Annotated in this window: 11 protein-coding genes; 9 read left to right on the plus strand and 2 right to left on the minus strand. The window is 72.7% G+C overall.

All coding sequences use genetic code 11. The features are described from left to right. Positions 1–147 precede the first annotated feature (147 nt). The 7 genes from ACFFCA_RS03040 to ACFFCA_RS03070 all read left to right on the plus strand — a co-directional run bounded on the left by ACFFCA_RS03040 (position 148) and on the right by ACFFCA_RS03070 (position 8,278). Positions 148–1,257 (plus strand): sugar ABC transporter substrate-binding protein, encoded by a 1,110-nt coding sequence (locus tag ACFFCA_RS03040; RefSeq protein WP_375481689.1) that lies wholly within the window; start codon positions 148–150, stop codon positions 1,255–1,257. Positions 1,258–1,338: 81 nt separating this feature from the next. Then, positions 1,339–2,190, plus strand: coding sequence for an ATP-binding cassette domain-containing protein (locus ACFFCA_RS03045; protein ID WP_375481691.1), 852 nt, complete (start codon positions 1,339–1,341; stop codon positions 2,188–2,190). Further along, positions 2,187–3,449, plus strand: a complete 1,263-nt coding sequence (locus ACFFCA_RS03050) for a sugar ABC transporter permease (RefSeq protein ID WP_375481693.1) — start codon at positions 2,187–2,189, stop codon at positions 3,447–3,449. The genes ACFFCA_RS03045 and ACFFCA_RS03050 overlap by 4 nt, the downstream gene beginning before the upstream one ends. Then, positions 3,449–4,510, plus strand: a complete 1,062-nt coding sequence (locus tag ACFFCA_RS03055; RefSeq protein ID WP_375481695.1) for a 2-hydroxyacid dehydrogenase — start codon at positions 3,449–3,451, stop codon at positions 4,508–4,510. The genes ACFFCA_RS03050 and ACFFCA_RS03055 overlap by 1 nt, the downstream gene beginning before the upstream one ends. Further along, positions 4,507–5,976 (plus strand): FGGY family carbohydrate kinase, encoded by a 1,470-nt coding sequence (locus ACFFCA_RS03060; protein WP_375481697.1) that lies wholly within the window; start codon positions 4,507–4,509, stop codon positions 5,974–5,976. Before ACFFCA_RS03055 ends, ACFFCA_RS03060 begins: the two co-directional genes overlap by 4 nt. Before the next feature lie 5 nt (positions 5,977–5,981). After that, positions 5,982–6,638 (plus strand): hypothetical protein, encoded by a 657-nt coding sequence (locus ACFFCA_RS03065; RefSeq protein WP_375481699.1) that lies wholly within the window; start codon positions 5,982–5,984, stop codon positions 6,636–6,638. A gap of 83 nt (positions 6,639–6,721) precedes the next feature. After that, positions 6,722–8,278 (plus strand): MFS transporter, encoded by a 1,557-nt coding sequence (locus ACFFCA_RS03070; RefSeq protein WP_375481700.1) that lies wholly within the window; start codon positions 6,722–6,724, stop codon positions 8,276–8,278. Between the two features lie 17 nt (positions 8,279–8,295). Here ACFFCA_RS03070 and ACFFCA_RS03075 read toward each other — a convergent pair whose 3' ends face one another. Then, positions 8,296–9,072: an SDR family NAD(P)-dependent oxidoreductase gene (locus tag ACFFCA_RS03075; RefSeq protein ID WP_375481702.1), complete on the minus strand. Its 777-nt coding sequence runs from the start codon at positions 9,070–9,072 to the stop codon at positions 8,296–8,298. A gap of 62 nt (positions 9,073–9,134) precedes the next feature. On the opposite strand from ACFFCA_RS03075, the gene ACFFCA_RS03080 reads away from it, so the two are divergent. After that, positions 9,135–9,878, plus strand: a complete 744-nt coding sequence (locus ACFFCA_RS03080) for an SDR family oxidoreductase (RefSeq protein ID WP_375481704.1) — start codon at positions 9,135–9,137, stop codon at positions 9,876–9,878. On the opposite strand, the gene ACFFCA_RS03085 is transcribed toward ACFFCA_RS03080, so the two are convergent. After that, positions 9,866–10,261 (minus strand): hypothetical protein, encoded by a 396-nt coding sequence (locus ACFFCA_RS03085; RefSeq protein WP_375481706.1) that lies wholly within the window; start codon positions 10,259–10,261, stop codon positions 9,866–9,868. The two genes, ACFFCA_RS03080 and ACFFCA_RS03085, sit on opposite strands and share 13 nt — an antisense overlap. A gap of 38 nt (positions 10,262–10,299) precedes the next feature. On the opposite strand from ACFFCA_RS03085, the gene ACFFCA_RS03090 reads away from it, so the two are divergent. Next, complete coding sequence (locus ACFFCA_RS03090) at positions 10,300–12,663, plus strand: FUSC family protein (protein ID WP_375481708.1); 2,364 nt, start codon at positions 10,300–10,302, stop codon at positions 12,661–12,663. Positions 12,664–12,714 lie beyond the last annotated feature (51 nt).

Raw genomic sequence — 12,714 nt, forward strand, 5'->3', positions numbered from 1 at the left:
CCCGACGTACGACACGACCCAGCACGACCGAGCACGACCCAGCACGACCCAGCACGACCCAGCACGACCCAGCATGACCCGACACGACCCAGCACCGCGTACGAGCAAGGCCGCCCGTCCGGGCCGCCACGACCCGAAGGAGCACCGATGATCACCCGCCGAATGCAACGCCTGCTCTGCTCGATCGCCGTCACGGCGGTCGCGGTGGGCGGCGTCGCCGCCTGCTCGACCAAGTCCAGCGGCGGCAGCGGCTCGAAGGGCAGTGCGAAGAGCGCCAAGATCGCCTTCCTCATGCCCGACGAGGCCTCCACGCGCTACGAGCAGCACGACCGCCCGGGCTTCGTCGCCGAGCTGAAGAAGATCTGTCCCAAGTGCACGCCGCTGTACCAGAACGCCGACGCCGACGCGTCCAAGCAGCAGCAGCAGTTCAACTCCGTCATCTCCCAGGGCGCCAAGGCCATCGTCATCGACCCCGTCGACTCGACCGCCGCAGCCTCGCTCGTGAGCCAGGCGAAGAGCCAGGGCGTCAAGGTCATCGCCTACGACCGTCCCATCCCGAAGGTCAAGCTCGACTACTACGTCTCCTTCAACAACGAGGCGATCGGCAAGGCCATCGCGTCCTCGCTCGTGCAGGACCTGAAGGCCAAGAACGTGTCACCGAGTTCGGGCGGCGTGCTCGAGGTCAACGGCTCGCCGACCGACGCGGCCGCCGGCCTGATCAAGAAGGGCATCCACGAGGGTCTCGCCTCCGGCGGCTACAAGACGCTCGCCGAGTACGACACGCCGGACTGGGACCCGTCCAAGGCCCAGCAGTGGGTGTCGGGCCAGGTCTCCCGCTTCGGCAAGCAGATCCAGGGCATCGTCGCCGCCAACGACGGCACGGGCGGCGGCGCCATCGCCGCGCTGAAGGCGGCGGGCGTGAGCCCCGTCCCGCCGGTGACCGGCAACGACGCCACCACGGCCGGACTGCAGCTCATCATCGCGGGCGACCAGTACAACACCATCTCCAAGCCCAGCGAGATCGTCGCCGCCGCAGCGGCCCGGGTGGCGTACGGCCTGATCCAGGGCAAGAAGCCCAAGGCCGACGCAGTGCTGTTCGGTACGCCGACCCAGCTGTTCACCCCGACGCTGGTCACGGCGAAGAACCTCAAGGCCGAGGTCATCGACAAGAAGGTGGCCGGCAAGCCGATCGCCACCGCGTCGCAGCTGTGCGGCGGCCGCTACGCGGCCGGCTGCAGCAAGCTCGGCATCTCCTAGAACCGGTGTCCGCGCCCCCGCCGTGCCCCGGCGGGGACGCGGACACCCACCCCTGCTCGGCACCACGAACGGAGTGAGTCGATGAGCATTACCACCGAGAAGCCCACCGAGCGCGGCGCGTTGGTGCTGTCGCTGCACGGGGTGTCCAAGACCTTCGGTGCCGTGTCCGCCCTGACCGACATCGAGCTGGACGTGCACGAGGGCGAGGTCGTCGCGCTGGTCGGCGACAACGGCGCCGGCAAGTCCACGCTGGTCAAGGTGCTGGCGGGCGTGCACACCCCCGACGCGGGCGGCGAGATCCGCTTCCACGACGCCCCCGTGACGATCTCGAACCCGCGCGACGCCCTCGGCCTGGGCATCGCCACCGTCTTCCAGGACCTCGCCCTCTGCGAGAACCTCGACGTCGTCGCGAACCTGTTCCTGGGCCACGAGCTCGAGCCGCTGCACCTGGACGAGGTCCAGATGGAGCAGCGGTCCTGGCAGCTGCTCAACGAGCTGTCGGCCCGCATACCGAGCGTGCGCACCCCCATCGCGTCGCTGTCCGGCGGGCAGCGACAGACGGTGGCGATCGCCCGTTCGCTGCTGCTCGACCCGAAGATCATCATCCTGGACGAGCCCACCGCGGCCCTGGGCGTCGCCCAGACCGCCGAGGTCCTCGACCTGATCGAGCGGGTCCGGGACCGCGGCCTCGGCGTCATCATGATCAGCCACAACATGGAGGACGTCCGCGCCGTCGCCGACCGGGTGGTCGTCCTGCGCCTGGGGCGCAACAACGGCGAATTCGGCCCGGACGCCTCCAACGAGGCCCTGGTCAGCGCCATCACCGGCGCGTCCGACAACTCGGTGTCGCGCCGCTCGGCCCGGCGTGCCGGCTCGACGGCGGCCGAGTCCGATCCCGGCGAACCCGACGACCACGTGGAGGTTCAGAAATGACCGACGTCACCACCAACAAGGCGACGCCGCCGCCGACCCTGCTCGACCGCAGCGACGAGCGGGTCGCGGTCACGCAGGGCGTCGGCGGAGCGGTGCGCAACTTCGGCCGCCGCGTGCGTGCCGGCGACCTCGGCGCCCTGCCGGTCATCGTCGGCCTGGTCATCATCTGCATCGTCTTCCAGGCCCTCAACACCGTCTTCCTGTCCGCGAACAACCTGGTCAACCTGCTGTTCGACAGCTGCTCGGTCGGGGTCATCTCGCTGGGCATCGTGTGCGTGCTGATGCTCGGCGAGATCGACCTGTCCGTCGGCTCGGTGAGCGGCCTGTCCTCGGCCATCCTCGGCGTGCTGTGGGTCAACCACGGGGCGCCGGTGCTGCTCGCGATCGTCATCGCGGCGGTGTCCGGCCTGGTCATCGGTGCGGTGTACGCCGTGCTGTTCACCCGGTTCGGGATGCCGAGCTTCGTGGCCACCCTCGCCGGGCTGCTGGCCTTCCTCGGCCTGCAGCTCAACCTGCTCGGGCAGAAGGGTTCCATCAACCTGCCCTACGGCTCGGCCGTCACCAACTTCGGCCAGCTGAACTTCATGCCGCCGGTCGTCGCCTACATCCTCGCCGCGGTCGTCGCCGCCGGCATCTTCGCCTCCGGCCTGCGCACGATCACGCGCCGCCGCAGTGCGGGTCTGTCGGCCAAGCCGCTCAGCGTGCTGATCACCCAGAGCGTTGCCGTGCTCGTCGTGCTCGAGTTCGTGGTCTGGTACCTCGACCGCGACCGCGGCGTCGCCTGGATGTTCGGCGTCTTCGCCGCGCTGGTCATCGTCATGCACTACGCCTTCACCCGCACCAAGTGGGGACGCTCGGTGACCGCCGTCGGCGGCAACCGCGAGGCGGCCCGCCGTGCCGGCATCAAGGTCGACCGCATCTACCTGAGCTGCTTCATGCTCTGCTCGCTGTTCGCTGCCATCGGCGGCATCCTCGGCGCGGCGCGGCTCGCGTCCTCCAGCCAGTCGGCGGGCACGGGTGACGTCAACCTGAACGCGATCGCCGCCGCCGTCATCGGCGGCACCAGCCTGTTCGGTGGGCGCGGCAACGCCTACTCGGCGCTGCTCGGCGTGCTGGTCATCCAGGCCATCGCCAGCGGGCTGACCCTGCTGAACCTGTCGTCGTCGCTGCGCTTCATGATCACCGGTGCCGTGCTCGCGGTCGCCGTCCTCGTCGACTCCCTGGCCCGCCGTTCGCGTGCGGCCCACGGGGCGGCGTGATGGCCGAACGCATCAGGGTGCTGTGCGTCGGCGATCGCTTCATCACACCGGACGCGTTGGGCCTGGCTGCGAAGAAGTCGATCGGGCGCGACACCTACGTCACCGGCCTGCAGACCGAGTGGCCCGACGACCCGTTCGGCCCCGTCGAGGGGGTTACGGAGGCGTCCGGGAGCCCGGCGGCCGTCGCGCGCCTCGCGCAGGACGCGGACGTGCTGCTGACCCACCTCGGGCCGGTGACGCGATCCGTCCTGAACGCGGCGACCGACCTGAAGGTCGTGGGCATCACCCGCGGCGGGCCGGTCAACGTCGACCTCGCTGCCGCCACCGAGCGGGGCGTTCCCGTCGTCTACCTGCCGGGGCGCAACCTCGGGGCCGCGGCGGAGTTCACACTGGGGTTCATGCTCGCGCTGCCACGGGGGATCGCCAGTGGCTCCCGCGCGCTCGCCGCCGGCCAGTGGGACCCGACCTTCTTCCGGCAGGACCGCACCGGCCCGGAGCTGCGCGGTTCGACCGTCGGCATCGTCGGTGCCGGCGCGGTGGGCCGTCGCGTCGCGGAGCTGGTCAGCGCGTTCCGTGCGAACGTCCTGATCCACGACCCGTTCGCCGACGAGCAGTCGCTGCGGGACCAGGGGTGGGAGCCGGTCGGGCTCGACGAACTGCTCGCCCGCAGCGACATCGTCTCGCTGCACGCCCGCCTCACCGACGACACCCGCAAGATGTTCGGCACGGACGTGTTCGCGGCCATGAAGCCCGGGGCGTACTTCGTCAACACCGCACGCGGCGGGCTCGTCGACGAGGACGCGTTGCGGGGTGCGCTCGAGAGCGGCCATCTCGCCGGAGCGGCGCTCGACGTGTTCGACCCCGAGCCACCCGTGGCCGGCGACGCGCTCGTCGCACGGGCCGACGTCATCGCCACTCCCCACCTCGCGGGCGCGTCGAAGCAGGTGGCATCGGAGTCGGCGGCGCGGGTGGCCGACGAGGTCGCCACCTACCTCCGCGACGGGGTGCTCGAGCACTGCGCCAACCCGGACTGGCAGCAGCACGCCGCCCAGCGGTCATGAGCGTCATCGGCCTGGACGTCGGGACGTCCCGCGTCAAGGCCGTGCGCTTCGACGAGCAGTGGCGGGCGGCCGACGTCGAGGCCGAGGACAGCGTCGTGCGCCGGAACGTGGACGGCACCCGCGAGCAGGACCCGGACGAGGTCTGGACGATCGCCGCACGTGTCCTGTCGGCCGTCACCGGCCGCAGCCCCGACCCGGTCGAGCTGGTCTCGGTCACCGGGCAGGGTGACGGCTGCTGGCTCGTGGACGACGCGGGCCGCCCCGCCGGGCCGGCGCTGCTCTGGAACGACAGCCGGGCCGCCGACATCATCGGCGACTGGGAACGCGACGGGCGCCTCACCACCGCCTTCCGCCGCAACGGCTGCCAGGGCGCCCCGGGGTTGGCCCACGCCCAGCTCGTCTGGCTGCAACGCCACCGGCCCGAGACCCTGGAGTCGGCGGCGACGCTGCTGAGCTGCGGGTCATGGGTGTACCTGCGGCTCACCGGACGCCGCGTGCTCGAGGCCACCGAGGCCGCCAACCCGTTCTTCGACGCCGCCGAAGGTGCCTACGACCCCACCCTGCTCGACCTGTTCGGCATCGCCGACCTGGAGCGGCTGCTGCCCGAGGTCGTCGACGGGGCGGACCGCGTCGCCCCGGTGCTCGACGCGGTCGCCGACCAGCTCGGCCTGGCCCACGGCACGCCGGTGAGCATCGCGCCCTACGACGTGCCGGCCACGGCCATCGGCACCGGCGCCACCTCGACCGGCCTGTCCTTCGGCGTGCTGGGCACGACGTTGTGCGTCGGCACGGTGGCCGACGACCCGCGCCTGGACCGCGCCCCCAACGGCATGACGCTGCCGGGCGCCGGGCCGGGTCGCTGGCTCATCGCCTACGCCACCATGGTCGGCACCGAGGTGCTGGACTGGGCCGCCCGCCTGCTCGGCCTGGCCGACGCACGTGCGGTCGTCGAGCTGGCCGGCGGCTCCACGCGCACCGTGCCGCCGCTCGTGCTCCCGTACCTGTCGGTCGCCGGCGAGCGCAGTCCCTTCCTGGACTCGCGCGTGCGCGGCACCGTCACCGGGCTGGACACCGGGCACACCCCGGCCGATCTCGCCCGCGGCGTGCTCGACGGGCTCACGCTCGTGGTCCGTGACTGCCTCGCCGCCGCCGGCCTGCCGGACTCGCTGGCGCTGTCGGGCGGCGGTTCGGCCAGCACGACGTGGTGCCAGAACATCAGCGACGCGACCGGCGTACCGGTCACGACGCCCGACGTGGGCGAGGTCGGGGCACGCGGGGCGGTCATCTGCGGCGCGGCCGACCTGGGGCGCTTCGACGACGTCGACCAGGCCGTCGCGGCCGCGGTCGGCACCGGGACGACCTTCACCCCCGACCGCGAGCGGACGGCCTACTTCGACGACGCCTACGAGCGCTTCGTCGGGGCCCGCGAGCTGCTCCGCTCCGGCGAACAGACGGCGCGCGGCTGACGCCCGTGTCCGACGACGAACCGGGCATCGAGTTCGTCGACGCCGACGACGCGCAGGACGGTGAGACGGACCTGCTCGACACCGCACCGGTGGGGCGACGGCGCGGCGTGCTGACTGCCGTCGCGGTGCTCGTCGCGGCCGTGCTCGTCGTCGTCGGCGTCGTCACAACCCGGCACGCGTCCACCGACGCGCATCCGGCCGATCCGACGGTGACCGCCCGACCGTCGGCGCCGGCACCCCCGCCGATCGAGCTGCCGACCACCACTCCCCGGCCCTCGGTACGCCAGTGGGAGGGCGTGGCCGGCACCGCCGCGCGCAGCGTGTGCGCCAGCTGCGCCGTCGACGACGCACCGGCGGGCGTAGAGACCGCCGCGCGGCGTGCCCTGCGCACCGTGAGCCGGTTCCGTGCCGTGGTGCTCGACCGTCACCAGGCGCTCGTCGTGTCGGTGTTGCTGGCCGACGGGTCGGAGCTGGCGGCGGTGCTGACCCCGCCGTCGGTGATTCCCGACCCCACGACGTTCGGCGTGCCGCCGCCGCTCGGCGTGCAGAGCCAGCGCAACCGCGGTGACCGGCTCGTCGTCGTCATCGGCGGCAACGTGCACGCGGTCGGACTACTCGCCCGGCCTGCGGTGCAGCGCTGGTTGGCCGCGCTGCACCGCTGACCGGTTCTCCGGCGGGCGGCGTGCGATCGGTCACCGTCCGGCCGAAGCGGAAGCAGAGGCCCCGCACGGGTGTTCGCACGTCAGTGTCCACACCGATCACCGCCGCCGGGGTACCGCCATCAGCCGACCCAACGACGGCCGCGACGGGCTCATCGGGCTCGTCCGACCAGGTGACGCACTGGCGGCACCGCTATTTCTCCCCGTACACGCTCGCCGTTGCGCTGTCGCTGCTGGCCCTGTCGCCGTTCATCGTGCTGACGACGGCCACCGAGGCGGTCAGCTCGCTGATCGGGTCCAGCCTGCACACCTCGGCGACCACGCTCGAGGTCGCGTCCGGCTTGTCGAACGCCGGCTACGCGCTCGGCGCGGTGGTGGCCGCGGACCTCTCCCAGCGCTTCGTGCAACGTCACCTGTTCCTGACCTACGAGGCCGTGTTCGTCGTGGCCTCGCTGCTGGCCGGGCTCGCCCCCAACGCCCCGGTCTACGTCATCGGTCACGTCCTGCAGGGCATGGCCACCGGGCTGCTGCTCGTCGCTGCTCTGCCACCGCTGATCCTGCGGTTCCCACCGAGCCGCCTGCCGCTCACGGTGGCGTTCGTCAACATCGGCCTGTTCGGCGCGATCGCCCTGGGGCCGTTCCTCGGCGATGTGCTCGCGCAAGCGGGCACCTGGCGCTGGCTGCTGATCGGCGCCGCGGTCCTCGGCGCCCTCGGCTGGGTGTCGGCCTGGTTCGGCTACGAGACGTGGCCGCCGATGAACCCCGAGCTGCCCGTCGACAAGCCGGTGTTCCCGCTGGCCGTGGCCGCTACCTTCCTGCCGTTCCTGGGCAGTGCCCTGGCCGGCACGGTCGGCTTCGCCTCGCCCTGGTTCTGGGGGCCCATCGCCGTCGGTGTCCTCGCCCTGCTGACCCTCATCGTCTATGAGTACCGGCACCGCGAGGAGCCGCTGATGCCGGTGCGTGCGCTGTCCAGCGCCCTGCCCGTCTCCGGCACCATCGGCGCCATGCTCGGCGGCGGCGCGTTCGTGGCCGCCCTGTCGCTCGTCGCCCTGCTGCAGCAGCAGCGGGGGGTTGGCCTGGTGACCGCCGGGCTGCAGCTGCTGCCCCTGGTCGCCGGGGTGGCGGTCTCCTCGATCCTGTTCCGGCACCTCATCACCCGCGCGGCCCTGCCGTTGCTCGCCGCGTCCGGCCTGCTGGCCGTCATCGCCGGCATCGGCGTCGTGCTTCCTGTCGCGTGGTCGGCGCCACCGGCGGTCCTCGTCCCGATCGCCTCGGCGCTGCTCGGTTTCGGCGCCGGATCGGCGGTGGCGCCCGCGCTGTTCCTCGCCGGGATGGGCGTCGAGTCGCAGAAGATCGGCCGGGCGTTCGCGCTCATCGAGCTCCTGCGCAGCGAGGCAGCGTTCCTCATCGCCCCGGTGCTGCTCGTGCTGGCCGCGCATATCGGCGGCCTGGCCGGCATCCGCGAGGCCTTGGTCATCTCGCTGCTCATCGCCGTCCTGGGCCTGCTGATCGCCTTGGCCGTCTACCTGGGCAGCGGCACCCGACGGCACGCCCCACAGATCGACGACTGGCTCGGCGGGGACGGCCCGGCGTTGCACTCGCCCCCGGTCCTCGCCCGGCTGCGCGGCCGCGCGACCGGCTGACCCGCTGACGGGCGCCGCTACTCGACGTGCGGCTGACCGGTGGACGCCGTGGTGCCGCCGTCGACGGTCAGCGTCGCCCCGGTGATGTAGGCCGCGTCGGCGCTGGCCAGGAACAGCACGGCCGGCGCGATGTCCTCGGGCTCACCCGGTCGCCCGAGCGCGATGCGGTTGACGAAGGGCCGCAGCGAGGCCTCGTCGCGGCCGACGCCGGCCGTCGCGTCGGTCAACGTGAACGCGGGGGCCACCGAGTTCAGGCGGACTCCGCGCGCTCCCCAGTCCAGCGCGATCGACTGGACGAAGTTCATCACCGCGGCCTTGGTGGCGTTGTACGCGGCCTGGCCCCAATCGCCACGCAGCCCGGACACCGAGCCCACCGCGACCAGGTTCCCTCCCGTGCGCTCGAGTTCGGGCAGCGCGGCCTGGGTCAGGAAGACGAACGCGTCGATGTTGGTGGCCCGGAACGCGTCCCACTCGTCGGCACCCAGCTCGGTGAACTCCTGCGGTGCGTACCGGGCCGCGTTGTTGACCACGACATCGAGACGGCCGAACTTCCCCACGACCGACTCGACGATCGAGCCTGCGGCGTCGCGGTCGGACAGGTCCGCGGTCAGCGCCAGCACGCGGTCGTCGTCGAAGCCCTCCAGTGTCTCCTCGAGCGGGTCCACGCGCCGACCGACCACCGCGACGAGCGCTCCGTTGTCCAGGAAGGCACGTGCGATGGCCCGGCCGATGCCGCTGCCGCCGCCGGTGACCAGGACGACTTTGTCGGTGAACTCGTAACGGTTGTGGGTCATGCGCGGGCCAACGGCGCGCCCCCGACCGGGTATTCCGTCCGTTCCCGTGTCAGAGTCGAGCAATGAGGATCGCAGTGGCCGGTGGCACCGGTCTCGTCGGGCGGCTCGTGGTGCAGGCGGCCCGCGACGCGGGGCACGACACCGTCGTCCTGTCGCGCACCAAGGGCAGCGACGTGCTGCGCGGCACCGGCGTGGACGAGGCACTCGCCGGGGCCGACGTGGTCGTCGACGTCACCAATTCGGTGGGCACGAGCCGCGCGAAGTCGGTCGCGTTCTTCGGCACCGCCACGCCGATCCTGCTCTCCGCGGCGGGGCGGGCCGGGGTCGCCCACCACGTCGCGCTGTCCATCGTCGGCATCGACCGGGTACCGAACGGTTACTACGCCGGCAAGCTGGAGCAGGAGAAGCTCGTGGCCGACGGCCCGGTGCCCTGGACCGTTCTGCGCGCGACCCAGTTCCACGAGTTCGCCGGCCAGTTGCTGGGTCAGACCAAGGGCCCGGTGGCGCCGGTCCCACGCATGCGCTCGGCTCCCGTCGCCGCCGCGGAGGTCGCGCACCGGCTCGTCGAGATCGCCACGGGAGCTCCGCTGGGCAGGGCACCGGAGTTCGCCGGGCCGGAGACCCACGAGATGCCGGACCTGGCCCGCCGCCTGCTGCGCCACCGCGGCACCCGCCGCCTCGTCGTGCCGGTGCCGGTTCCGGGCGAGGCCGGCCGCGCGATGGCGACGGGTGGGCTGCTGCCCGGCCCGGACGCCGTGCTCGGCAGCGAGACCTTCGACCAGTGGCTGGCGCGTCAGCCCGGCTGAGCCAGGGCGGCGAGCGCCGCCTGCTGCTGCGCGTCGAGCGCCCGGTTCGGCGCGACACCCGCCAGCGCCTCGGCGGCCAGGTGCGGATCGGCGGCGAGCTCGTCACGCAGTTCGTCGAAGACCCGGGCGACGACGGGCGCGCCCAGCAGCGCCACCGCGGCGGCGACCCGCAGCTCCCACCGCCGGCGGGCGGCGTCCCCGGGGTCGACGACGAGGGACCGCGACGGCTTGACCCGCGGCTCCCCCGCCAACAGGTCGAAGGCGGCGGCCACGCCGACGTCGGGGTCGTGTGCCAGCAGCGCCCGCCAGGTCGCGGCCAGTACCGGCGCCGACCCGGTACCGCCGCGCACCTCGCCGAGCTGCTGCCGCGTCGTCTCGTCCATGTGCCGACGCTAGACCGGCGGGGTGGATGATGGATCGAGTGTCGAGGTCCCTGTCCCCACGTCCCGGCGCACAGCTGGGACTCCGCGACGATGCCCTCGTCGACCGTCCGCCCGATCGGACGGCGCGCCGCTGGCTCCGCGACGCCGTCGACCGCCTGGCCGGGGCCGACCCGGGACTGGGTCAGCTCCGCACCGCTGGCCAGGCGGTGCTCGGCATCCTCGTCGCGGTCGGGCTCGTCTACGGCTTCGTGCGGCTGACCGGCGCGCTGCAACTGCCGGCGGGCGCGGGCCCCGCCGCCGTCGTCAGCGCGACGAACCACGCACTGCTCATCGTGGAGATCCTCGTCGGCGGCATCGTGGCCATGATGGCCGGTTTCGCGGTCAACGACGCGACGCCGGCGCAGCAACTCGTGTCGACGCTGATCCTGCCGTTCCCGCTGCTCGGCGCGATGGCCACCGGCCTGGCGCTCGGTGCGTACCGCATCCCGTCGCTGGTGTTCCTCGTCGTGCTGATGACCCTCGCGGTCTACGTCCGCCGCTGGGGCCCACGGGGTTTCGCGTCGGGCCTGGTCGCGTTCAACGGCGGGTTCCTGGGCTTCTTCCTGCACCGCGAACTGACGGTGAGCGACCTCGGCTGGCTGGCGGCGGACGTCGGCCTCGGCATCGTCGCCTCGCTGCTGATCCGCTTCGTGGTCCTGCGCACCGACCACGAGGGCACCCTGGACCGGATGCGTCGCTCCTGGCGGGCCCGGGCCCATCGGTTGCTCGAGCTCAGCGCGCAGGCCGTCGCGGCGGCACCGACCGGCCACCGGTCACCGCCGGGGCCGCGGGACGTCCGGCGCGACGAGGACCGGATCCGTCGCCAGCTGGTGCGGTTCAACGAGTCCACCCTGATCGTGGACGCGCAGCTGGTGATCACCTCGCCGAACTCGGCGCGACTGGAGGCGCAGGAGCTGTTCACGGCGGAACTGTCGCTCACCAACTGCGCCCGGTTCTCGGCCGCACTCGGCCACGCGCTCACCGCCGACGACAGCGACCTGCGCGGCACGTCGATCCGGGCCCTGGCCGCGGCGCGCACCGGCGACTGGACGCGGGCGCAGGCGCTGGCCGCGACGCTGCGCGACAGCTCCGGCTCGAGTGACCGGGTCACCACCCTGGTGCGGCGGCTCGCCCTCTCGATCGAGCAGTACGCGTCCTCGCGGGAGCGGCTGCACGCGGCGATCGAGGACCGCCGGCGTGGTGGGACGATCGCCACCTACACGCCCGCCGTGGAACTCACCAACGGGTTCCTCCCGGGCTCGGTGCCAGTGAGCGCGGAGGCGTCGACCACTCCCGGCCGCGGGCGCTTCGAACACGCCACGTTGCCGCCCTACCTGCGGTCGAGCATCCAGATCGCCATCGCGTCGACCATCGCCGTCGTCGCCGGGGACGCGCTGAACGGGTTCCGGTTGTACTGGGCCGTGCTGGCCGCCTTCCTGGCGTTCATGGCCACCACCAACACCGGCGAGCAGGTTCGCAAGGCGTTGTTCCGCGTCGCCGGCACCGCAGTGGGCATCGTCGTCGGGGACCTGCTCGTGCACGTGACCGGTGGCAACGTGTGGGCCGCGCTGCCGATCGTGCTGGTGGTGCTGTTCCTCGGCATCTACCTGATCCGCGTCAACTACACCTTCATGGTCATCGGCATCACGATGATGCTGTCGCTGCTCTACTACCAGCTCGGCGAGTTCAGCTGGCACCTGCTCGTCCTGCGCCTGGCCGAGACCGCGGTCGGCGTCGGCGCGGTCGTGGTCACCGTGCTGGTCGTGCTGCCGCTGCGCCCGCAGCGCGTCCTGACGACCGCCGTGCTGCTCTGGTTCCGTGCGCTGTCGACCCTGCTCGACGCCTCGCTCGACCGCCTGCTCGGCGGTGAGCCCCGCAACCTGCGCCCGGCCATCCGCGCGCTCGACGCGTCCTGGGCCGCCCTCGAGGCCACCGCCCAGCCGTTGCGGCACGCCACCTTCGGCCGTAACTCCTCCCAGCTCGCCGAGATCCGCGCCGTCAGCTCCGCCGCCCGGTTCTACGCCCGGTCGATGGCCGAGGCGGTGCAGACCGTGCAGCTGTCCGACGTCCCGGAACTGCGGCCCGCCGTCCGCGACCTGCGCGCGTCCGCGGCGGCGATCGAGCGCCGCGTCGAGACGGGTCAGCAGGGCGTCTACATGCGCGCTGCCGCGTCCGTCGACATCGCGGTTCGGACGTCGCCGGTGACCGCGGATCCGTCGGCCCTGTCCGCGCTGCGCGACCTGACCATGCTCGACGGATCGCTCGCCCGTCTCGCCCTCGCCCTGGGCATGGACGTCCGCGACCACGACACCGTCGACCTCATCGGCCGACCCACCACCGGCGCCGCCCCCGAGCGTCGGTGACCTGACTGCACCCGGACCCGAACGGCCCGGACACGACGACGGGGCCCCAGC

This window comes from uncultured Jatrophihabitans sp., from assembly GCF_964252635.1.
GTDB lineage: Bacteria > Actinomycetota > Actinomycetes > Mycobacteriales > Jatrophihabitantaceae > Jatrophihabitans.